The 21564-nt window shown below is 64.6% G+C and carries 22 protein-coding genes; 10 read left to right on the top strand and 12 right to left on the bottom strand.

Translation table 11 applies throughout. The features are described 5' to 3' along the window. Positions 1-271: 271 nt before the first annotated feature. Both ABIE20_RS26610 and ABIE20_RS26605 read right to left on the bottom strand, forming a co-directional pair. The gene (locus tag ABIE20_RS26610) at positions 272-2632 is read right to left on the bottom strand and encodes a DNA polymerase II (RefSeq protein WP_429508473.1); all 2361 of its coding nucleotides are present in this window, start codon (positions 2630-2632) and stop codon (positions 272-274) included. Between the two features lie 66 nt (positions 2633-2698). Beyond that, positions 2699-3898, bottom strand: coding sequence for an MFS transporter (locus ABIE20_RS26605; RefSeq protein WP_429508475.1), 1200 nt, complete (start codon positions 3896-3898; stop codon positions 2699-2701). Between the two features lie 122 nt (positions 3899-4020). Between ABIE20_RS26605 and ABIE20_RS26600 the strand changes: the two genes are divergently transcribed. Then, positions 4021-4926: a LysR family transcriptional regulator gene (locus tag ABIE20_RS26600; protein ID WP_429508472.1), complete on the top strand. Its 906-nt coding sequence runs from the start codon at positions 4021-4023 to the stop codon at positions 4924-4926. Here ABIE20_RS26600 and ABIE20_RS26595 read toward each other — a convergent pair. Then, on the bottom strand, positions 4923-5822 hold the full coding sequence (locus ABIE20_RS26595) for a LysR substrate-binding domain-containing protein (RefSeq protein ID WP_429508470.1): 900 nt from the start codon (positions 5820-5822) through the stop codon (positions 4923-4925). The genes ABIE20_RS26600 and ABIE20_RS26595 overlap by 4 nt on opposite strands. Before the next feature lie 112 nt (positions 5823-5934). Between ABIE20_RS26595 and ABIE20_RS26590 the strand changes: the two genes are divergently transcribed. The 6 genes from ABIE20_RS26590 to ABIE20_RS26565 all read left to right on the top strand — a co-directional run bounded on the left by ABIE20_RS26590 (position 5935) and on the right by ABIE20_RS26565 (position 9757). Continuing rightward, a complete protein-coding gene (locus ABIE20_RS26590) occupies positions 5935-6552 on the top strand; it encodes a LysE family translocator (protein ID WP_429508468.1) in 618 nt (205 codons plus the stop codon). Positions 6553-6670: 118 nt separating this feature from the next. Next, a complete protein-coding gene (locus ABIE20_RS26585; protein WP_429508474.1) occupies positions 6671-7399 on the top strand; it encodes a sel1 repeat family protein in 729 nt (242 codons plus the stop codon). 104 nt (positions 7400-7503) lie between these two features. Then, entirely contained in the window at positions 7504-8202 is a 699-nt protein-coding gene (locus ABIE20_RS26580; RefSeq protein ID WP_429508466.1) for an AzlC family ABC transporter permease, read from the top strand. Then, positions 8199-8522 carry an AzlD domain-containing protein gene (locus ABIE20_RS26575; RefSeq protein WP_429508464.1) on the top strand — a complete coding sequence of 108 codons (324 nt, stop codon included), beginning with the start codon at positions 8199-8201 and terminating at the stop codon, positions 8520-8522. The genes ABIE20_RS26580 and ABIE20_RS26575 overlap by 4 nt, the downstream gene beginning before the upstream one ends. Further along, positions 8519-9349 carry an AraC family ligand binding domain-containing protein gene (locus ABIE20_RS26570; protein ID WP_429508463.1) on the top strand — a complete coding sequence of 277 codons (831 nt, stop codon included), beginning with the start codon at positions 8519-8521 and terminating at the stop codon, positions 9347-9349. Before ABIE20_RS26575 ends, ABIE20_RS26570 begins: the two co-directional genes overlap by 4 nt. A gap of 12 nt (positions 9350-9361) precedes the next feature. Next, the gene (locus ABIE20_RS26565; RefSeq protein WP_123566289.1) at positions 9362-9757 is read left to right on the top strand and encodes a hypothetical protein; all 396 of its coding nucleotides are present in this window, start codon (positions 9362-9364) and stop codon (positions 9755-9757) included. A 113-nt stretch (positions 9758-9870) separates the two neighbouring features. On the opposite strand, the gene ABIE20_RS26560 is transcribed toward ABIE20_RS26565, so the two are convergent. Further along, positions 9871-10500, bottom strand: coding sequence for a LysE family translocator (locus ABIE20_RS26560; RefSeq protein WP_429508461.1), 630 nt, complete (start codon positions 10498-10500; stop codon positions 9871-9873). A gap of 97 nt (positions 10501-10597) precedes the next feature. Further along, entirely contained in the window at positions 10598-11368 is a 771-nt protein-coding gene (locus ABIE20_RS26555) for an AraC family transcriptional regulator (protein ID WP_429508460.1), read from the bottom strand. A gap of 101 nt (positions 11369-11469) precedes the next feature. Between ABIE20_RS26555 and ABIE20_RS26550 the strand changes: the two genes are divergently transcribed. Further along, positions 11470-12600, top strand: coding sequence for an MFS transporter (locus ABIE20_RS26550; RefSeq protein ID WP_429508459.1), 1131 nt, complete (start codon positions 11470-11472; stop codon positions 12598-12600). 105 nt (positions 12601-12705) lie between these two features. On the opposite strand, the gene ABIE20_RS26545 is transcribed toward ABIE20_RS26550, so the two are convergent. From ABIE20_RS26545 to ABIE20_RS26520, 6 genes are all read right to left on the bottom strand, one after another. Continuing rightward, complete coding sequence (locus ABIE20_RS26545; protein ID WP_429508457.1) at positions 12706-13698, bottom strand: hypothetical protein; 993 nt, start codon at positions 13696-13698, stop codon at positions 12706-12708. A gap of 220 nt (positions 13699-13918) precedes the next feature. Further along, on the bottom strand, positions 13919-14674 hold the full coding sequence (locus ABIE20_RS26540) for an ABC transporter permease (protein ID WP_429508456.1): 756 nt from the start codon (positions 14672-14674) through the stop codon (positions 13919-13921). Next, the gene (locus ABIE20_RS26535) at positions 14674-15873 is read right to left on the bottom strand and encodes an ABC transporter substrate-binding protein (RefSeq protein ID WP_429508455.1); all 1200 of its coding nucleotides are present in this window, start codon (positions 15871-15873) and stop codon (positions 14674-14676) included. The genes ABIE20_RS26540 and ABIE20_RS26535 overlap by 1 nt, the downstream gene beginning before the upstream one ends. Continuing rightward, positions 15839-16687 (bottom strand): ABC transporter ATP-binding protein, encoded by an 849-nt coding sequence (locus tag ABIE20_RS26530; protein ID WP_429508454.1) that lies wholly within the window; start codon positions 16685-16687, stop codon positions 15839-15841. The genes ABIE20_RS26535 and ABIE20_RS26530 overlap by 35 nt, the downstream gene beginning before the upstream one ends. Then, positions 16684-17745 (bottom strand): acyl-CoA dehydrogenase family protein, encoded by a 1062-nt coding sequence (locus ABIE20_RS26525; RefSeq protein WP_429508453.1) that lies wholly within the window; start codon positions 17743-17745, stop codon positions 16684-16686. Before ABIE20_RS26525 ends, ABIE20_RS26530 begins: the two co-directional genes overlap by 4 nt. Positions 17746-17795: 50 nt before the next feature. Beyond that, the gene (locus tag ABIE20_RS26520; RefSeq protein ID WP_429508451.1) at positions 17796-18353 is read right to left on the bottom strand and encodes a carboxymuconolactone decarboxylase family protein; all 558 of its coding nucleotides are present in this window, start codon (positions 18351-18353) and stop codon (positions 17796-17798) included. A 106-nt stretch (positions 18354-18459) separates the two neighbouring features. On the opposite strand from ABIE20_RS26520, the gene ABIE20_RS26515 reads away from it, so the two are divergent. Both ABIE20_RS26515 and ABIE20_RS26510 read left to right on the top strand, forming a co-directional pair. Beyond that, entirely contained in the window at positions 18460-19371 is a 912-nt protein-coding gene (locus tag ABIE20_RS26515) for a cupin domain-containing protein (protein ID WP_429508450.1), read from the top strand. Between the two features lie 139 nt (positions 19372-19510). Then, a complete protein-coding gene (locus ABIE20_RS26510; protein WP_429508449.1) occupies positions 19511-21136 on the top strand; it encodes a methyl-accepting chemotaxis protein in 1626 nt (541 codons plus the stop codon). A 67-nt stretch (positions 21137-21203) separates the two neighbouring features. On the opposite strand, the gene ABIE20_RS26505 is transcribed toward ABIE20_RS26510, so the two are convergent. Beyond that, positions 21204-21557, bottom strand: a complete 354-nt coding sequence (locus tag ABIE20_RS26505) for a DUF1428 domain-containing protein (protein WP_429508448.1) — start codon at positions 21555-21557, stop codon at positions 21204-21206. Positions 21558-21564 lie beyond the last annotated feature (7 nt).

The following is a 21564-nucleotide window of genomic DNA, read 5'->3' as shown; positions in this document are numbered from 1 at the left end:
GATGCCACCTGATGTGCTGGCTGTACCGGCCTCATCGCCGGCAAGGCCCACACAATAGACCTGCATGTACCGGACCTGTGGGAGCAGGCCTTGCCTGCGATCGAGCGCGCAGCGGTCGCAACACAGCCAACACCTGATGCGCTGCCTGCACCGGCCTCATCGCCGGCAAGGCCGCACCACAATAGACCTGCATGTACCAGACCTGTGGGAGCAGGCCTTGCCTGCGATCGAGCGCGCAGCGGTCGCAACCCGGGCCTCATAGCGGGCCCGGCTAGAACAAGCCCATCTGCCGATCGATCAATGCCGTGAAGTCATCCTCCACGAACGGCAGGATCGCATCCGCCACCGGCTGCAATTGCCGGGTCAGGTAATGGTCGTAGTCGATCGCCGAATGCCGCGTTTCCAGCGGCTCCGGTCCGGCCACAGTAATCACGTAGCTGATCCAGCCGCCATTCTGGTACTGCCGCGGCCGGCCCTGGCGGTCATTGAAGTCGTCAGCCATGCGCGCCGCACGCACATGCGGCGGCACGTTGCGCTGGTAGTCGGCCAGCGGCCGGCGCAGGCGCTTGCGGTAGATCAACAGCTCATCCTGCTCGCCAGCCAAGGTCTTGCGCACATACTCACGCAGGTACTGCTGGTACGGCTGGCGTTTGAAGATCCGCTCGTACAGCTCTTGCTGAAACTGCCGGGCCAGCGGCGACCAGTCGGTGCGCACGCTTTCCAGGCCCTTGTAGATCATCTCTTCAGTGCCTTCGCCACGTTGCACCAGGCCGGCATAGCGCTTCTTGCTGCCTTCCTCGGCACCGCGAATGGTCGGCATCAAAAAGCGCTTGTAGTGGGTTTCGTACTGCAGTTCCAGGGCACTGTCCAGGCCGTAGCTGTCGCGCAGGTGCTCGCGCCACCACTGGTTGACCTGCTGCACCAGCTCGCGACCGATACGCCCCGCATCCGCCTCGTCATGGGCACGCTTGAGCCAGACGAAAGTCGAGTCGGTGTCGCCATAGATCACCGCATAACCCTTGGCCTCGATCAGCTCGCGGGTACGGCGCATGATCTCGTGGCCGCGCATTGTGATTGATGAGGCCAGGCGTGGGTCGAAAAAGCGGCAACCGCTGGAACCGAGCACACCGTAAAAGGCGTTCATGATGATTTTCAGCGCCTGTGACAGCGGCGCATTGTGCTCGCGCTTGGCCACCTCGCGGCCCTGCCAGACCCGCTCGACAATCGCCGGCAAACAATGCCGGCTGCGGGAAAAACGCGCTCCGCGAAAGCCTGGCACCGAGGTCTCATCACCCGGCTCGCGCAAGCCTTCGACCAGCCCCAGCGGGTCGATCAGAAACGTGCGGATGATCGACGGATACAGGCTCTTGTAGTCGAGCACCAGCACCGACTCGTACAAGCCCGGCCGCGAATCCATGACGAAACCACCGGGGCTGGCCTCTTCCGGGCGCTCGCCCTGGTTGGGCGCGACGAAGCCCTGGCGGTGCATCAGGGGCATGTACAAATGACAGAACGCCGCCACCGAGCCGCCGCTGCGATCGGCCGGCAAGCCGGTGACCGTGGCCCGTTCGAGCAGGAAGGTCAGCAGTTCGGTCTTGGCGAAAATCCGCGTAACCAGCTCGCAGTCCTTGAGGTTGTAGCGGGCCAGGGCCGGTTTGTCCTCGGCGAACATGCGGTTGATTTCGTCCATGCGCTGGTACGGGGTGTCGATCGCCTTGCCTTCGCCGAGCAGGGTCTGGGCGACGTTCTCCAGGCTGAAGGAGGGGAAGCTCCAGGTCGCCGAACGCAGCCCTTCGATACCGTCGATGATCAGCCGCCCGGCCGCCCCGGCAAAAAAATGCGCGCGGCTACCGTGCTCGCGCCAGTCCATTGCTTCGCCGCCACGCCCCAGGCGCAGCGGCACCTTGAGCTGGGTCGCGTGATGCTGCAGCACGCGCAGGTCGAACTGCACCAGGTTCCAGCCGATGATTGCATCGGGGTCATGCACGGCCAGCCAGTCGTTCAAGCGCTCAAGCAAGCGGGCACGGCTGTCGCAGTATTGGAGATCGAAATCCACGCCCTCGGCGTTGCCGTTGGCCGGGCCGAGCATGTACACCTGGCGCTGGCCGCAGCCTTCGAGGGCGATGGAGTACAGCTCGCCGCGCTCGGTGGTTTCGATGTCCAGCGACACCAGCTTGAGCGTGGGTCGATAATCGGGGGCGGGCTTGAGCTGGGCGTCGATCAGCACGCCACTGGCATCCACCGTGCCGCTGAAGCTGACCGGCGCGGTGATGAAGCGCTCCATCAGGTAGCGCTCCGGCGGACGCACATCAGCCTCGTAGATTTGCACCCCGGCGGCGCGCAGGCGCTTTTCCAGCTGGATCAACTGGCGGTGCTGGCGGCAGTACAAGCCCAGCACCGGCCGTTGTTCAAAATCACGCAGGGCCAGCTCGCGCAACTCGACCTCGCGCTCGCCGCGCAACACCGCCTCGGCCTGGCGCCGCTGCTCGGCGGGGATGAACGCCACTGAAGTCTGCACGGGCAGACGCAAACGCCGCGGGCCCTGGTCGGTGGCCAGCCAGAACTCGACAACGGTACCGGCCGGGGTATCGCGCCAATGCCGGGTCAGGACAAAGCCCTGCTGTAACTCCACCGCTGCAACCTCGAATACACCTGTGTATGCGGCGATTCTACCCGTCTGCGCGGCGGCCTGGCGAACTTAGCTCGGCACCCGTGCCCCCGGGGCGAAACCGTGACCATGGGCGCGACCGGCGATCAACAAGGCCAGCGCAATCAGCGCCAGCAATACCCAGGGGAAACTGCCCACGCCCCACTGGCTAAGCAGCACGCCGCCGAGCAGGCCACCGGCGGCAATCGCCGAGTTCCACACGGTGACGATCATCGACTGAGCGACATCGGCGCCCTCCCCGGCGGCGTCGGCGCTGGCGGTTTGCAGCAGGGTTGGTGCGCCACCGTAGGTCAGGCCCCAGAGCGCGACACTGAGGTACACCAGCGGCGCCGACTGGCTGACAAAACCGAGCACCAGCGCCACCACGGCAAAGCCGAACAGACTGAGCAGGACCATGTTGCGCAGGTGCTTGTCGATCAGCGCACCGACCACACCGATGCCGGCCAGGGCGGCAATGCCGAAGGTCAGCAAGACCATGCCGGTGCTCGCCGCCAGGCCCACCGAGGCCAGGTACGGCACGATGTAGGTGTACAGCACGTTGTGCGCCAGCACCCAGGTAAGGATCACCAGCAACACCGCCAGCACCCCAGGGGTGCGCAACACCTGGGCGATACCAGGGCGTTGGCCCGGAGCGTGGCCGTCGAAATCCGGCACCTTGCACAGCACCCAGGCCACCAGCACCACAGTCGCGCCGGACACCAGGGCAAAGGTCATGCGCCAGCCCAGCAACTCGCCCAGCCAGGTACCGGCCGGCACCCCCAGCGACAAGGCCACTGGCGCACCAATCATCGCCACGGCCATGGCCCGGCCTTGCTGCTCGGGGCTGACCATGCGCCGTGCATGCCCGGCAATCACGCCCCAAGCCAGGCCCGCGGCAACACCGGTCATGAAGCGCGCGACCAGGGTCAGCCAGTACGAAGCCGATAGCGCCGTCACCGTGTTGAACAGCAAAAAGCCGACAATCGCCAGCAACAATACCGGTCGCCGGCGCCAACCCTGGGTCAGGGTCACCAGCGGGATGGCGGTCAAAAGCGAGCCCAGGGCATAGACGCTGACCATCTGCCCGGCCATGGCCTCGCTGATCTGCATGCCGCTGGAGATCTGCCCGAGCAGGCCGGCCGGCAGGGTTTCGCTGAGAATGGCGATAAAGCCGGTCATGGCCAGCGCCAGCAGGCCGCTGACCGGCAAGGGCTGTTCGAGTGCGGCTGGCCCGTCCGCGGTGCAACTCATCGGGGTCATGGTGAAACTCCTGCAAGAAAGATTGGCGAACCTTAAGCCTGCGGTCACTGCGGAAAAAGACGGGTACAATTCCGCTCATAACGGACATCAGTGTCCGCAATCAGGGAAAGCAGATGGATAGCCTCAGCGGTTTCGTGGTGTTCGTGCGGGTGGCAGAAACCGGTAGCTTCGTCGGCGCGGCGCAATCGTTGGGCGTCAGCGCTTCGGCCATCGGCAAGCGCGTGGCGCGCCTGGAGAGCCGCCTGGGGGTGCGCCTGTTTCACCGCAGCACGCGCAGCATCACCCTGACCGCCGAGGGCAGCCTGTTCCTGGAACGCAGCCGGCGCATCCTCGCCGAGATCGAAGCCACCGAACTTGAACTGTCCCAAGCCAGCGAGGTGCCGCGCGGGCGTTTACGCATCAGCCTGCCGCAGGTGACCGCGCTGGTGATGCCGGCCTTGAGCGAGTTCATGGCGCAGTACCCGGAGATCGAACTGGACCTGGATTTCGACGATCGCCTGGTCGATATCATCGGCGAAGGCTTCGACGTGGTAATGCGCGGCGGAACGCCCAGCGACTCACGCCTGAGCGCACGCTTTCTTGGCCATTTTCACCATGTACTGGTGGCCTCGCCGGCCTACCTTGCGCGCAATGGCCGCCCCACGCACCCCGCCGAACTGGCCCGCCACACCTGCCTGCATTACCGTTTCCCCAGCACCGGCAAGCTCGAACAGTGGCCGCTGCGCCAGGAGCCCGCCGACCACGCCTATGAGATCCCGGTGTCGATGGTCTGCAACCACGTCGACACGCGCATCTGCTTTGCCATGCGCGATCGCGGCATCACCTGCATTCCGGATTTCACCGTGCGCCAGCAGTTGCAGCGCGGCGACCTGGTGACCGTGCTCGATGACTACATGGAGCGCCGCGGCAGCTTCTACCTGCTGTGGCCCTCGGGGCGGCAAGTGCCGCCACGGCTGCGGGTGTTCATCGATTTCATGAGCACGCGGCTGCTGCCCGATGCTGGCGCACCGCAGTATTAGTCATATAAATAATCAAAGCCCTGGGCAGGCAATTGCGGCACCTGCTGCACCAGGAACTCGCCGAGTTTTTGCACCTGGCGGGCTTTGGGACTGGCCTGCAGCCAGGCCAGGTAATAGCCCTCGCCGGTGGCCACCGCCTGCGTAAACGGCGTGACCAGGCGCCCGGCATCGAGCTCGGCGCTGGCCAATAACAGGTCGACCACGCCCACGCCCAGGCCTTGCTGAGCCGCCGAGATGCCCTGGTCGAGGGTATCGAACAGCTGGCCGCGCTCAAGGCTGATGGCCGCAGCCCCGGTGCGCTGCAACCAGCGCCGCCAGTCACGCCGGTCAGGCGATGGATGCAGCAGCTCGCAATGGGCCAGGTCTGCCGGGTAACCGGGCTGGCTCACCGGCACCAGCCATTCGTCAAACAGCTTGAGGCTGGCGATGCCGGCGCCGAAATGTCCGTCGCTCAACAGGATCGCGCAGTCGTAGGGCTCGCTGTAAAAATCCACCGTATCGATGTCCATCCACACGCTGCTCAGTTGCACCTGAGTGTGTTCTTCACATTGCTTGAACAGCGCCAACTGGCCAAGCAACCAGCGCACGGTCAGGGTCGAGGGCGCCTTCAGGCGCAGTTGCTGGCGGTCCTGCCTGAGCAGGCCACAGGCGTTTTCGATGATCTTGAAGCCGACTTTCAGCTCCTGGGCCAGCAGTCGGCCCGCTTCGGTCAGCACCACTTTCGGCCCGCGACGCTCGAAAAGGGCGCAGGCGAACAGGCCTTCGAGGGTTTTGATGTGATGGCTGATGGCGCCCTGAGTCAGGGCCAGTTCTTCGCCGGCGCGGGTGAACGAACCATAGCGCGCGGCCACCTCGAACGCCCTGAGCGCCTGCAATGCGGGAATGCGTTCGGTCATGGCCGCCTCTAGCATGAGTCAAACTAATAGAAGGCCACAGTAACAGGCGTTTTACAACCGAACCGGGCCTGCCGAGAATTGCACTCCCGACAAACGCCCTCGAGACACGCCCGTGAACAGTCCCCTGCTTGCTACCTACGCTCTGACCGTTGTGCTGCTGATCGCCAGCCCCGGCCCGGTGGTGGCGCTGGTGGTCAACACCACCGCCCGCGCCGGGCGCAAACAGGCACTGCTGACCGCCCTGGGCACCAACGGCGCGTCACTGGTGCTGATTGCCCTGGCGGCGCTGCTGATCTTCAGCAGCGCCGCGATCAACCCGCTGCTGCTTAGCGCCTTGAGCGTGTTCGGCTGCCTGTTCATCGGCTTTCTGGGCCTCGGCGCGCTGGCCGAACTGCGCCGGCCCGCGCACGCCGCAGCGCCAGCTGCGGTGCGCCAGGGCGGGCTGTGGCAAGGCTTTGCCATTGGCCTGTCGAACCCCAAGGACATCCTGTTTTTCGTCGCCTTCTTCCCGCAGTTCATCCAGGTCACCGAGCAGTTCAGCCACAGCCTGATGCTGTTGGCGCTGGTCTGGCTGGTGCTCGACCTGGGCATTCTGGGCCTGTACATCCTGGTCATCGGCCGCCTGGCCGAGCGCCTCGACCGGCGCCTGATCAGCGCCATCAGCGCCGTGGTACTGCTGGCCATCGCCGCCGTCGGGCTGGTCTACAACATCCGGCAACTGTTGCCCTGACGGGCTACGCTTTCGGGCGCGGGCCCGGAGCGGTTAGAATGGCGCGCTATCACCCAGGCCAGCCACACTATGGACAGTCGGATTGAACCCTGAACAGCGCAGTCGTCTCCAAGCCAACATGCATACCCGCCCGGCCCCGAACTCCAGAGGCACTTCCTTGATCCGCTCGCCCCTTTTGCACGGCCTGCTCGCCGTCGTGCTGCCGACCTCGGTACTGGCTGCCGGCGTACAGATCGACCCGCATGCCGACCTGCTGTACCGCCAGGCCGTGAGTTTGCTGGAACAGGCCGACAACCAGAGCGCCAGCTTCACCCTCAAGACCAGCACCACCGACCAGGATCTTGCCCAGCAAGGTCAGGCCCTGGGCCGCACCCTGGCGCCTGCGGTGAGCCTGTTGAAAAAAGCCGTGGAGCTTGACCACCCGGCGGCCCAGTATCGCCTGGCGCTCTACTACATCACCTACCTGCCGGCAGCGCAGATTTCCGCTGCCGCCTGCCCGCTGCTCGAAGCCAGCATGGGCCAGGGCTTTGCCCCGGCGGCCCTGGGCATCGAGAACTGGTGCCCCAACTACAGCCGCAGCGAATACCGCAGCGCGCTCGAAAGCGTGCCCAACCTGGCCAGCCTCTACGCCCCTTACTACCCGCAACCGACCGTGCGCCTCCTGTGCCACCGCGAGCAACCGCAAGGCCTGGCCATGCAGTGGGGCCGCCAGCGCGACTACCAGGCCGAGGTCTACCGCCTGCTGGCCAGCGCCGACCCGGCGCAGAGCAAGGCCTACTGGCAAAAAGCGGTGGACATCAATGGCTGCATCGCCGCGCAACGGCGGCTGGCCAGCAATCACTACTGAGTACTGGGGCCTCTGCGCCGCTGCTGACAGCAAGATCGTTCAAGTCAGCGGCGCCCGCCTCTGGCATGCTGTGCAACCGTATTCATTGATTGTTGCTGCCGTCCATGTCCAGTCCGCCGTTCGCCCGCCAGGCCTTTATCCGTGGCGCCATCGCCATCCTGCCGTTGTCCCTCGCCGTCGCTCCCTGGGGGCTGCTGGCCGGTTCCATGGCCATCGAAGCCAACCTCACCCCCTGGGAAGGCCAGGGCCTGTCGGCGATCGTCTTTGCCGGTGCCGCGCAGCTGGTGGCAATCGGCATGCTCAAGGGCGGCGCCAACCTGTTCTCGATCCTGCTGACCACCCTGTTGCTGACCTCCCAGCACCTGTTGTACGGGCTGTCGATGCGCCCGGTGCTGTCGGGCCTGCCGACCCGCTGGCGGCTGGGCCTGGGCTTTTTGCTCACTGATGAGTTCTTCGCCCTCACCAGCCAGTACGACCAACAGCAGTTCAATCGCTGGTATGCCCTGGGGGTCGGCCTGACGTTCTACATTGCCTGGAACCTGTTCACCCTGGCCGGGATCATCCTCGGCCAGAACATTCCGCACCTCGACCAATTGGGCCTGGACTTCTCGATCGTCGCCACCTTCGTTGCCCTGATCGCGCCGCTGGTGCGCAACCTGCCCACCGTGGTGTGCGTGGCGGTGTCGCTGTTCTGCTCGGTGCTGTTCAGCGCCTGGCATTGGGACATCGGCCTGGTGGCCGCCGGGTTGCTGGGCATGAGCGCAGGCTTCATCTGCCAGAAATTCAGTGGAGCACGCACATGATTTTCGCCCTGATTATCGGCATGGGCCTGCTGGTGTTCCTCAACCGCTATGCCTTCCTGGAACCGCGCCTGCCCTTGCGCCTGAGCTCCAATGCCCGACAGTTCCTCGGCTTTGCCGTGCCGGGCATGCTCACCGCCATTTGCGGGCCGATTGTATTCTTGCCCGGGCACCAGCTCGACCTGAGCCTGAGCAACCCGTACCTGATCGGTTCGGTAGTGGCGGTGGTGCTGGTGCTGTTGACCCGCAGCACCTTGATCAGCATGCTGCTGAGCATGGCCTTCTTTTTTGTCTTTCGTTGGTGGTTGAACGGCAGTCCATGAACCCTGCACACAAGGAACAGACCCGCTTCTGGCAAGCCTCGGCGCTCGGTGATACCGAGATGCTGCACGCGCGTTATTTTCAGCAGCGCTTCGCTCCCCATGTGCACGAAGGCTACGTGATCACCATCATCGAGTCCGGTGCCCAGCGTTTCTGGCACCGCGGCAGCGAACACCTGGCGCCGGTGGGCAGCATGGTGCTGATCAACCCCGACGAGCTGCACACCGGCGCCAAGGCCAGTGAAGATGGCTGGCGCTATCGCGGTTTTTACCCCGACAGCGAGCGCATCACCGGCGTGCTCGACGAGCTGGAGCTCAAGCGCGACGGCCTGCCGCGCTTCGACGCCAGCGTGCTGCACGACCCGCAACTGGCCAAGGCCTTCAGCTGGCTGCACTGCTCGGCTGAACACGGTGCCAGCGCTCTGGAACAACAAACTGCCTGGCGCGAAGCCGTATTGCTGCTGGTGCAGCGCCATGCCCGCGCCGGCACCGCGCGTACGCCCGGCAACGACCCCTGCGCCGTGGCCAGGGCCAAGGAACTGATGGACAGCCGCCTGGCCTACCCGCCATCGCTGGAGGAGCTGGCCACGGCGGTGAACCTCTCGCCCTTTCACTTTGCCCGGGTGTTCCGCCAGGCCACCGGCCTGCCGCCCCATGCCTGGCTCAAGCAACGGCGCCTGAGCCGCGCCCGCGAACTGCTGAAAAACGACTGCCTGCCGTTCAACGTCGCCTTCGCCCTGGGCTTTTCCGACCAGAGCCATTTGAACCGGCAGTTCAAGCAAGCCTATGGCGTAACGCCGGGCGAGTACCGGCGCGCCTGTATTCATTGACGGACCACCCCCATGCCCTACCCGCTTGCCTACCGCTGGTTCATCCACAAAGGCCTGACCGACTGGGAGCCTTGGTATTTCTGCGATACCCCGGCGTCACTGCAACAAGGCCCGGACCTGAACAAAAACGCCTTCGCCGCCCGGGCCTTTGCCAAGGAGACCGGCGCGGACTTCGAGGTCTACCTGTTTGCCCGCCGCCAGGACCGCGAAGACTTCGCCTTTTTCGTGGTGCGCGACGGGGTGATCGAAGACAAGGTGATCACCGTACACCTGTCGTTTGCCGACAAGCTGGAGCTACGCTCGCGGCTGAGCTATGAACAGGTGACCCGCAGTTTCAGTGAGTGGGTGGCCGAAGTGGCACTGGCGGACGCGGTGGAGTGGATGAGCGAGGAAGACCTGCAGGATTGAACCTGGGGCTGCTGCGCAGCCCATCGCTGGCAAGGCCAGCTCCCACAGTGTGGACTGCGCACGCCAAAGGAGCTGGCTTGCCAGCGATCGAGCGCAAAGCGCTCGCAGCGCACTCACCCCGGACGCTGCATCAGCATCAACCGCAGCGCCAGCAACCCCAGCACACTGGCCAGCAACCGCGGCTGCCACCTGGCCATACGCCCCTTGCCACTGAACCTGCGGCTAACCACCCCGCCACACGCGCCCAGCAGCACATGAAACACCAGGGCAATCACACTCAGCAGCAGCCCCAGCAGCAGCAACTGCTGGGCCACCGCGCCTTGGCCCGGCACCACGAACTGCGGCAGGAACACGATAAAAAACAGCAACGCCTTGGGGTTGAGCAGGCTGTTGAGCGTGGCCGCAACGAACACCGCCGCCAGTGACGTTTCGCGCAGCCCTTCTCCCGTGCCAACCTTGCGCGGCTGCAGCAGCTTGAACGCCATCCACAGCAGATACAACGCACCGCTGAAGCGGATGATGTCGAACGACGGTGGCCAGGCGGCGATCAGCGCGGTAACGCCGGTGGCGGTCAGTACCGTCAGGATCAGGTCGGCAATGCTGATGCCCAGCGCCGCCGCCAGCCCGCCGCGCCAGCCCATCGACACAGCATGGCTGATGACAAAAGCCATGTTCGGCCCGGGTGACAGCAGCAACAGGATCACCGCGCCAGAAAAAATCATCAGCGTTTGCACCTCGAGCATCGCATGCCCTCCTGGCTGAGCTAGTCACCTCGACAGTAACGGATACTACGCACCGGCAAGCGCTACAGCGCCGCGAATTTATTGCGCAACAGTTGCCTCAGCGGCAATACGCCCGCGGCGTGCTGCCGGTCATGCTTCTAAAGAAAGCGATAAAAGCACTGTCGCTGGCAAAGCCCAGCTCCAGCGCCACCTGGGTCAGCGGCTGATGGATCGCCAACTGCTCCACCGCCCGTACCAGCCGCCACTGCTGGCGCCATTGCTGGTAGGACATGCCGGTGTCACGGCGAATCAAGCGACCGATGGTTCTCTCGCTGGCGCCCACCGTGCGGGCCAGTTCGTGCAGCGGCGGCGGCAACTGCTCAAGGTTCTCCACCAGGCTGGCCAGGCGCCGGTCCCTGGGCAGCGGCAAGCGCATCGGTTGCTGCTCGGCAGCCTGCAGTTCCGCAACGCACAAGCCGGCCAGGTGCGCTGCGGCGCCTTGGCTCCAGTCTGTCTCGAACGGCGCCTCGGCCATGCGCTCGAGCAGCTCGCGCAGCAGCGGGTTGACGTCGAGGATTACCACTTCATCCGGCAAGCGCGGCCAGTGGCGGGTGTCCAGGTACACCGAGCGATAGTCAACGGTCGCCCGCATCCGCGCCCGGTGGGCGGTGCCCGGGGGGATCCACGCCGCGCGGGTCGGCGGCAGCAGGCAGAGCAGCTCCGGTGCCTGCGCGTCGATGCGCACACAGCCCTGGCGGGTGAACAGCACCTGCCCCATACGGTGCTGATGGACGCCGGAATCGTGATCGCCCAGAGCCGAGCAGATGCCGACAATGGGCGCGCCGAAGCCGTCCGGGTCGAAGCTAGCGGTGGGTTCCAGCCAGGCCATGCAGGTTGTCCGATTTTCACTATTTTTAGACCAGACCGCGACAATACACCTATCGCCCGCCACCTACCATGAGCCCCCCTTTTACCCACGGGACGCTGCTCATGACCCACCGCACCTGGTTGCCCCTGGCCACGGCCCTGCTGATGTTCCCGCAGATCGCCGAAACCCTCTACAGCCCCGCCCTGGTCGATATCGGCCAGGGCTTTGGGGTGACGCCTGCGCAGGCGGGGCAAACCCTGTCGCTGTATTTCGCCGCCTTTGCCGTCGGCGTGCTGGTCTGGGGCCGCCTGTGCGACCTCTGGGGCCGGCGCCCGGCGTTGCTCGCAGGCTTGCTGCTGTACGGCCTGGCTTCGCTGGCGGCCCTGTTAGCCACACATTTCGCCGGCCTGCTTGGCGCGCGCATCGTCGCCGCCTTCGCCGCAGCGGTCGGTTCGGTGGTGACGCAAACCGCGCTGCGCGATGTGCATAGCGGTGCGCAACTGGCGCGGGTGTTTTCCCTGATCGGCATGTTCCTGGCCATCAGCCCGGCGATTGGCGTGCTCTGTGGATCGCTGCTGACCCAGGCCTTGGGTTACCGTGGCGTGCTCGCCGCGCAGTTGCTGATGGCGCTGGCGTTGCTGATGTGGAGCTGGCAAGCGATGCCGGAGACCCACCCGCAAACGCCCCACCCTGCCAGTGTGAGCGGCACCTTGCGGCGCATGCTTGGTGATCGCCGGGTGCTGCTGGCGACGCTGCTGGTGGCGTTGTTCAACATCGGCGTGTTCAGTTGGTACAGCCTGGCGCCGTTCATTTTCCAGCGTTTGCAACTGCAAAGCCTGTTTGGCTACAGCGGCGTGCTGCTGGCACTGGGCTCGCTGCTCGGCGCGCGCCTCAATGCGCGACTGCTGGCGCGCGGTATCAGCCAGGCAACCCTGCTCAACCTGGCGTGCGCGGTGAACCTGCTGGCAGCGCTGGCGATACTGCTGCTGGGCGAGCACTGGCTGATCGCCGTGGCCATGGCCTTCATGCTCGGCGCCTTCGCCATGGCGATTCCGCTGGTACTGGGCTCGGCGCTGGTCGAGTACGGCGATTGCCGGGGGACGGCGGGGGCGTTGTTCGGGCTGTTGTATTACGGCTTGATCGGCGCTGGCTTGAGCCTGGCGGGTGAGTGGCAGGCATTGGGGGTTAGCCTGGTGTTGTGTGCAGCGCTTGCCAGTGTTGCGGCGCGGGATTATGGGCGACAGCGCTTATAAGTGCATCGAGGTGCCCATTGAACTCAACCCATAAGCATCCCAAGAACCCGATCATCAACTTGCCGCACCCAGGCGGCAAGTTGATGGGGGTAGCGTGCTGACCTGTCAGGGGCTGACGGGATCAAGCGTGAACTGTTGCATTGGCGTGCCGTTCCAGCGGTCCAGCCAGGACATTCCCAGGTCGTCGAGAAAAGCGGTCAAGGCTTTATCAGCCGCGCCCGGGCCCTGAGGAAAGAGGCCCTTTCGCCGACTGTTGTACGTCCAATGTTGGAAGGCCTGTGCCTTTGAAGTGCGCGGGCGGGCCCAAACAGCGGCTCGGCCAACCTCTATATTTTCCCCCTCCAGCAGCAATGCCCCGCCCTTGCTGTCGGCCACTGCGGAAATCATTTCGTTATCTGCAGTGTGGCGCCATTGCTGCGCTGGATCCGTGGCGTTGCAAGTAACCAGGCCGACACGGCGAGTCGCAAGCGATTGCGTAGCATCAAGCGCTCCTACGGCCAGGCAATGGCCATTACTCTGTTTGATTTGTACCCACGGAGCGACGGGCTGCTGAATCGGCGCAATAGTAAAGTTCTGCGTGACACGGCCACTGACCCGCGGATCCAACCAACCACGGCCCTCGGCAAATACAGTTAAAGCAAGCCCTGCATGAGCCGGAATCTGCGTCGTCAGTGTGTTTCGCTGGGCATCATGTTGCCAGCGGTAGTGGGGGGAAACTGTTGAAGGTGGCGATGTTACCCAAACCGAAGGTCTGCCGCCGACTATCTCCATCCCATACAACATCAACCGCTCTCCACGCGGGTCGGTTATCTCGGAAAGCATTTCCTTGTCTTCGGTGTAATGCCATTGCTGCGCGGGGTCCTGACCATTGCACGTGGCCAGCCCAACATATCGTGTATAGGGGTTATCAAAGTTGAACGCCCCCACGGCCAGGCAATAACCATCTATCCGTTTAATCTGTACCAATGCTACGAGGGACTTTTCAGGGGGCTGGGCATCAGGCGTTGGCGGGTGCTCGGCACACCCTGCGAATAGTGCTAAAGCGATTGCCACTATCGGGATCTGGAATACAGTTGCAGTGAATGATCTGAGGCTCATGACATTCTCCGATGACGCTGTCAGCAGGATAAGTTCGATCTACGGCACGCATTTCCAAACAGCGGCAGTAAGGCGACCTTGAGTTATCCACTGGCTTGCGCACTTGACGTCGGCGAAGGTCAATTGCTTCATTGAAAAACTGAACGTGATCCGAATGGGAATTTAGACGGCCACAGGCAATTTGCAAATCAATCGCTAAAACACTGCAACTTGCCCACTATCAGGCATGCACCCAACGCCGATGCAAGCCACGGGCAAGGGCATCAAGCATAAAGCCCAGCACGCCGATCAGCAGCACCATCGCCATCAGCTCCGAATACGCCAGCCGGTCACGGGTATCGAGGATGAAGTAGCCCAGCCCGGCACTCACCCCGAGCATCTCGCACGGCACCAGCACGATCCACAGGATGCCGATGGCCAGGCGCACGCCGGTCAGCACATGGCCGAGCACGCCGGGGATGATCACCTTGCACAGGGTCTCCCAGCGTGTGGCACTCAGGCTGCGGCTCAACTGCAGCCAGCGTGGGTCGAGCTGGCGCACCCCGGCGGCGGTATTGAGCAGGATTGGCCACAGCGCGGCAAAGGCCAGGAGGAAGTAGATCGGCTGGTCGCCCACCCCCATCAGCATCACCACCACCGGCATCCACGACAGCGGCGAGATCATCCGCAAGAACTGGAACGCCGGGGTGGTCGCCGCTTCCAGGTGGCGATAGCTGCCCACCAGCAAGCCCAGGGGCACGCCGAGCAGCAAGGCCAGCAGCAAGCCGATGAGGATGCGTTTGAGGCTGACCCAGATGTGCTCATAGACCTCGGCCTGGCCCAGCAGCTCGATCAGGCTGCTGAGGGTCGCCTGCGGCGAAAAACGCGCCGACAGGCCATCGGCCTGGCCAAACACATGCACGCCCAGCCACCACAGCAACAACAAGCCGAACAGGCCGGCAACGCCCAGGGCGCCATGGATTGCATGCTTGCCCATCAGATCGAAAACTCCTCGCTACGCTCGAAGCTCTCCGGCAAGCCGAAAGCCTTGAGCCCGCCAACGGCGGCGATGCTGTTACGCACGAAGCGATCGTCGACCAGGTCGCGGGCGGTCTGTTGCGGGTCGAGGCCGGCAAGGAAACCCTTGTCGCCCTCGATCAGGGTGTTCTGCAGGCGACGCACCAGTTCTTCGGTGTAGCTGGGGAACGGATAAGGCTGAAAATCGATGCGCTTTTCGTCCCATTGCGCATGCTGGATCGCACCGCTGGCGATGTAGGCGTCACGGTCCGATGCTGTCGGCGCCAGTACCTGGCTAAGCACCTGCGGGGTATGCGGGGTGTATTTGTTCGGCCCGCTCTTGGACAGCAGTGCGGCGGCTTCGGCGCGGTGGTCGCGGGTCCACAGTTGGGCCTTGACGATCGCATTGACCACCTTCTGCGACCACTCGGGGCGGTTGTTCAGGTCGTGCTCGTGCATGAACACCACGCAACAGGCATGGTTACGCCAGATGTCGCCGGTAAAGCGCTGCACGCGGCCAACCTTGAGGTCTTCGGCCAGGGCGTTGAACGGCTCGGCGACGATGTAGCCGGCGATGCGCTTGCTGGCCAGGGCCGGCGGCATGTCCGACGGCGGCAGCACCACCAGGTTGACCTCGTTGGCCGCCAGCTGGGCAGAGGCGGCCTTGGACACCGGGCTCAGGCCATGATCACGGAACAGCTGCTGCACCACCACGTTGTGGATCGAATACCAGAACGGAATGGCCACGGTCTGCCCGCCCAGTTGCTTGACCTCGGTGATGCCCGGCGCGACGGTCAGGCCCGAGCCGCCGACGTGGTTCCAGGCCACCACTTTGGCCGGCACCTTGCTGCCATAACGGGCCCAGACGGTCATCGGCGACAGCAGGTGAATGACGTTGACCTGCCCGGAGATGAACGCCTCGATCACCTGCGCCCAACTGCGCAGCAGCACCGGGCGCTCGGCCTTGATGCCTTCGGCCTCGAACAGGCCATTGTTGTGCGCCACCAGCAGCGGCGTGGCGTCGGTGATCGGCAGGTAGCCGATGCGTACCGGTGCATCCGGGTCGCTGGCCGCGCGCGCCTGCAGGCTGCTCAGCAGGGGCATGGCGCCACCGGCGGTGAGCAAGGCGCTGAGTTTGATGAAGTCACGACGAGTGTGGGTGAAGTCGTCCAGGCACATGGGCAGTCTCCGACGGCAGCGGCATAGGTTCAGAAGAAGGTTCGGGTGTGCGGCTGGCCCGCCGAAGGGTTTTGAGTATGTCGATGCGCAGCGCGCCCAGTTCCTCGACCCGCTGCTCGCGTGGTTGCGGCAGGTCGATAGGCCATTGGCCGAGGGTGCGCGCCGGGTGGTTGCCCAGTAGCAGCACGCGATCGGACAGCAGCAGGGCTTCGTCGATATCGTGGGTAATCAGAATGGCCGCGGTGTTGTGCCGGGCAATCAGTTGCAGCAGCAGTTGCTGCATGTCGGCGCGGGTGACTTCATCCAGCGCGCCGAAGGGCTCATCGAGCAACAGCACTTGCGGCTGGCGTGCCAGGCAGCGGGCCAGCGCGGTACGCTGGGCCATGCCACCGGAAAGCTGCGCCGGGTACTGCTCACGCGCATGCTGCAGGCCGACCGCCTCGATGGCGTGGTCGATCCGCGCCCGTCGTTCACTGGCGGCAAGCTTGGGCTGGCGGGCGAAATCCAGGCCGAAGGCGACGTTGCTTTCCAGGCTCAGCCAGGGCAACAGGCTGGGGTCCTGAAAGGCTACCGCCAGGCGCGGGTGCGGGCCCTGCAGCGGCTCACCGAGCAGGCTGACGCTGCCGGCACGGGCCTGCTGCAGACCGGCCAGCACCCGCAACAGGCTGGACTTGCCGACGCCACTGGGGCCGAGGATGGTGATCACCTCGCCCGGCGCCAGTTGCAGGTCGAAATCTTCCAGCACGCTTTGCCAGCCTTGTTCACGCGGGTAGCCGAGGCTGATGCCACGGGCTTCGAGCAACACCTCGGTCATGCTGACGACGCCTGGCGTTGCAGCTCGGCGCGCAGTTGCACCAGGCTTGGGGTGACGATCGGCACGAACGCCGACTCGCGCCAGCGCCGGGCAAAACCTGCGCCATAGGCGGTCAGGTAAGCCTTGCCGCCACTGGCCTGCAACTCAAGCTGCACGGCATCGGCAGCGGTTTCGGCGAGGGTGATGCGCAGCTTGAACAAGGCCGCCGGCTGGCTCAGGAAGCGGCCGTCGAGCAGGCCCTTTTTCAGTTCGCTGACGGTGTTCTCGAGGCGCTCGCGCAGCACCTGCAGCGCCTCGCCAAGGAACGAGCGCATGCCCTGCAGGTGCCCCTCCACTTCACTCAACGAACGCCGCGCCAGGCCAATCGCCATGCCACATTGCAGACCCAGGAACGACGGGCGCACGGCAGGCAGAAACTGCTTGGCGTTGTCGTGCAGCAGCCAGTCGCGGCTGATCGAAACCTGCTCGAAACTCAGCGCAGCGGTGTTGCTCGACTGCAGGCCCATAAGCTCCAGGTCGTCGGAGCGCGTGAGCCCGGTAGCGTGGTCGGGAATCGCCAGCACGAAGGGCGAGGCGCCCTCTTCTTCAATCGCCGCCGCCACCACGAAACCGCCCTTGCGCAGGTTGGTCACCCAGTGCAGGCGCCCGGCCAGGGTCCAGCCCTGGTCGTCGCGCAGGCCTTTGACCTGCAGTGCTTCGATGCCCGAGAGGTACTTCATGGCGTTGGAAAGCCCGGTGGCGCCGGCCAGTTGGCCGCTGAGCAGCTCAGGCAGCAGGCGTTCGCGCAGCCCGGCGTTGGGGCTGTGCAGCAGGTATTCGATAAAGGCGCGCTGGCCCCAGAACACGAAGGCTGCCGCCAGGGAATGGCTGGCGACCGTGGCCAGGGTCTCGACCGCGTCGGCGACCGTGCCACCACTGCCGCCCAGGTTCTGGTCGATACCGACGCGCAGCACCTGCGCCGCTGCCAGTTGCCCCAGCACCGCCTGCGGGTCGCCGTGGCCCTGGTCGAGGGCTTCGGCCTGGGCGTCCAGCCACGCGACCAATGCGGGATCGAGCATAGGGTTTACTCCTTTAACAATGCGCCAGCCTGCGCTGGCGCCGAGGGTCGTTATGCCGAAGGCTGCCAGCGGTACTTGCTCAGCTCGTCATTGAGCGGCGTCTGGGCGAACACATTAGCAAAGTTGCACAGGGTTGCCAGACTGACACCGAGGATCACCTCCAGGGCATTGCCTTCGCTGTAGCCGGCTTCGCGAAACGCACCGTAGCCGGCTTCACTGACATTGCCGCGGGTGGCGATCACTTCGCGGGTGAACGCCGCCAGGGCTTCGAGCTTCTCTTGTGGCAGCTCGCCCTTGGCGCGCAGGGCGTCGACCACCTCCTGCGCCAGCTTGGCCTTGTTCAGTGCCACGGCGGTGTGGCCGGCCACACAGAAGTCGCAGCCATGATTGGTGGCGGCCACCAGTTGCACCACCTCACGCTCGGCGAGGCTCAGCTCGGCCTTGCCGTTGAGGGCCGAGACGGTGACGTAGGTTTCCAGCGCCGCCGGGGCGTTGGCCAGCACGCCGAGCAGGTTGGGGATGAAGCCCGAAGCCTTCTGGGCGTTTTCCAGGTAAGGACGGGCGGCCTCTGGGGCGCTTTGCAGTGTATGGACAGTGACGCGCGACATGGAGTGGACTCCTGCATACTAGGGGTGTGCCACAAGTCTGTTGGTTATAAGAATTAGCTGCCATATTCTGCAGTCGCTATTACTTGCTCCTGAGTCTTTTCATTAGATGATTTCGTCCAGCCCAGTAGTCGATTGGTTATTAGAAAGCCTTGAGCTAGACGCCAGCCTGTTCCATGTCGGGCGTTACTGCGGTGGCTGGCACGCCAGCACCCACGGCCTGGCGCGGGCCAGTTTCCACCTGATCGTCCAGGGCCATTGCTGGCTGCATATCGACGGCCAGGCCCAGGCCATTCGCCTGCAAGCCGGCGATGCGGTGTTCCTGCTGCGCGACTTCAACTATCGGCTGTCCAACGCCGAAGCGTGCGAACTGGCCCAGCAGCAACCACGCCAGGCTATGCAGCCGCTGGACAGCGAAGCCACCGATGGCGTGGGCCTGGTGTGCGGCTTCTTTCATTTTCAGCCGGGCCTGTCGTCGCTGATCATCGAAGGCCTGGACGACTGGATCATCCTGCGCGCCGGCGACCCGGCGCTGAGCGCGGCGCGGGCGCTGTTCGAGCTGATCCTGGCCGAGTGCCAACGCCTGCCTTCGCCCTCCTCGGCCTTGCTCGAACGCTTGAGTCATTTGCTGTTCTTGTACGTGCTGCGCCAGCGGGTCAGTGACGACCAGAGCATCCGCGGCCTGGTCGCACTGGCCCGCCACGGCAACTTTGCCAGCCTGCTTGAGCAGTTGATCGAACACCCCGAGCAGCCCTGGTCGCTGGAAAGCATGGCGGCCTGCACCGGGCTGTCGCGCTCGGCATTTTTCAAGCGTTTCAGCGAACTGGCCGGGCAATCGCCGGGGCAGGTATTGCTGGCCCTGCGCATGCGCCATGCCTGCCAGTTGCTCAAGGCCAACAACACCGTCGAGCAGGTGTGCGCGGCGGTGGGGTATCAGTCGATTGCCGCGTTTACCCGCGCCTTCAGCAAGGCCGTCGGCGTGCAGCCGGGGGCCTATCGGCGCCAGCATGAAGGGCGCTGAGGTAAACAGCGGGCGGTAATCGAACACAAGCGGCCTTGGCCCCCTCAAGTCCGCCAGCAGTCACTCCGATAGCAGACCACCCACCGCCGTTGCCGCGGCAAAGCGTGGTGCTGATAACAACTCAAGGAGTACTGCCCGCATGTTCGCCGACCTGAAAATCCGCACCGGTATGTTCTGGGTGTTGTCGCTGTTCAGCCTGACCTTGCTGTTCTCCACCGTCAGCGCCTGGCGCGCGGCGGTGGGCAGCGACCAGCAGATCAGCGAACTGGACCAGACTGCGCACCAGTCGGATCGCCTGAATAACGCCTTGCTGATGGCGATCCGCGCCAGCGCCAACGTCTCCTCGGGCTTTATCGAACAGAGCGGCGGCCACAGCGACAGCGCCAACAAACGCCTGAAGCTGTCGCAAGAACTGCTGGGCAACAGCGCGCAACTGATCAGCGAACTGGTCAGCAATGCTCAGGAGGCCACCTTCAAAGGCCTCGCCGTCGAGCTGCAAACCACCTTCGGCGACTACGCCAAGGCCGTGGCCGGCCAGCGCGAAGCGACCGGCAACAACGACCTGCAGCATTACTTCAGGGTCAACACCGACGCCGGCAACGCCATGGGCCGCTTGCAGGCGCTGCGCCAGCAACTGGTGGCGGCGTTGAACGAGCGCAGCCAGCAGATCATGCTCGAATCCGATCGCCGCCTGAGCAGCGCCCAGGTGCTGAGCGTGGCGCTGGGGCTGCTGACCTTGCTGCTCGCGGCGCTGTGCTGGAGCTTCATCGCCCAGCGTGTGTTGCGCCCGCTGCGTGAAGCCGGGCAGCACTTTCAGCGCATTGCCGGCGGCGACTTGAGCGTGCCGGTGGCGGTGCATAGCAGCAACGAGATCGGCCAGTTGTTCAGCGAACTGCAGCGCATGCAGCACAGCCAGCGCGACACCCTGGGGCAGATCAGCAGTTGCGCCACGCAACTGGCCGAAGCTGCCGGTGCGCTCAATGGCATCACCGAACAGAGCTCGCACAGCCTGCGCCAGCAGGACCAGGAGCTGGAACAGGCCGCCACCGCCGTCACCGAAATGACCACCGCGGTGGAGGAAGTGGCGCGCAATGCGGTGTCCACTTCGCAAGCGGCCAGCGCCTCGAACGAGCTGGCCGAACAAAGCCGCCGCCAGGTCAGCGACAACCTCGACGGCACCCAGGCCATGGCCCGTGAAGTGCAAACCAGCAGCGAGCACCTGGAGCAACTGGCCGGGCAGATTCGCAACATCGGCCAGGTGCTGGAGGTGATCCGCTCGGTGTCCGAGCAAACCAACCTGCTGGCGCTCAATGCCGCCATCGAGGCAGCGCGTGCCGGTGAAGCCGGGCGCGGCTTTGCCGTGGTCGCCGACGAGGTACGCACCCTCGCCTACCGCACCCAGCAATCGACCCAGGAAATCGAACAGATGATCGGTCGCGTGCAGCATGGCACCGAAGCGGCGGTGGCCTCGATGCACGCCAGCACCCAGCGGGCGCAATCAACCCTGGGCATTACCCAGGCCTCGGGGCAGGTGCTGGAGGGAATCTACCGCGCCATTGGCGAGATCAACGAGCGCAACCTGGTGATTGCCAGCGCTGCCGAGGAACAGGCGCAGGTGGCGCGGGAGGTGGATCGCAACCTGCTGAACATTCGCGAGCTGTCGACCCGCTCGGCGGCCGGGGCGCAGGAAACCCGCGAGGCCAGCCAGGCGCTGGCGGGCCTGGCTGGGCAGCTTACGGCATTGGTGGCGCGGTTCAGGGTGTAATCAGCGTTCACAGTTCCCTGTGGGAGCCGGCCTTGCCGGCGATGGGCTGCAAAGCAGCCCTAAAACCTCAAGCCTCCACCAGAATGTTGAACCCACCAAAAATCATCCGCATGCCATCGAACGGCATCGGATTCTGGTCCGGCTGCAAGCGCGGGTCTTGCATCATTTTCTGCATCCCGGCATCGCGCACGTCGCGCGATGGCCAGAGGATCCAGGAGAACACCACCGTCTCATCGTCCTTGAGCTTCACGGCCATGGGGAACGAGGTGATCTTGCCGTCCGGCACATCATCGCCCCAGCACTCGACGACCTTCAGGGCGCCGCATTCCTTGAACACCACGGCGGCCTCTTCGGCGTGTTGCTTGAAAGCGTCGCGGTTGGCGGTGGGGACTGCGAGGACGAAACCGTCTACATAGGACATGGGGGAA

This window comes from Pseudomonas sp. 2835 (assembly GCF_050435905.1).
GTDB lineage: Bacteria > Pseudomonadota > Gammaproteobacteria > Pseudomonadales > Pseudomonadaceae > Aquipseudomonas.
The sequence above is the reverse complement of the archived record's forward strand: the minus strand, read 5'-3'. Positions and strand labels throughout refer to the sequence as shown.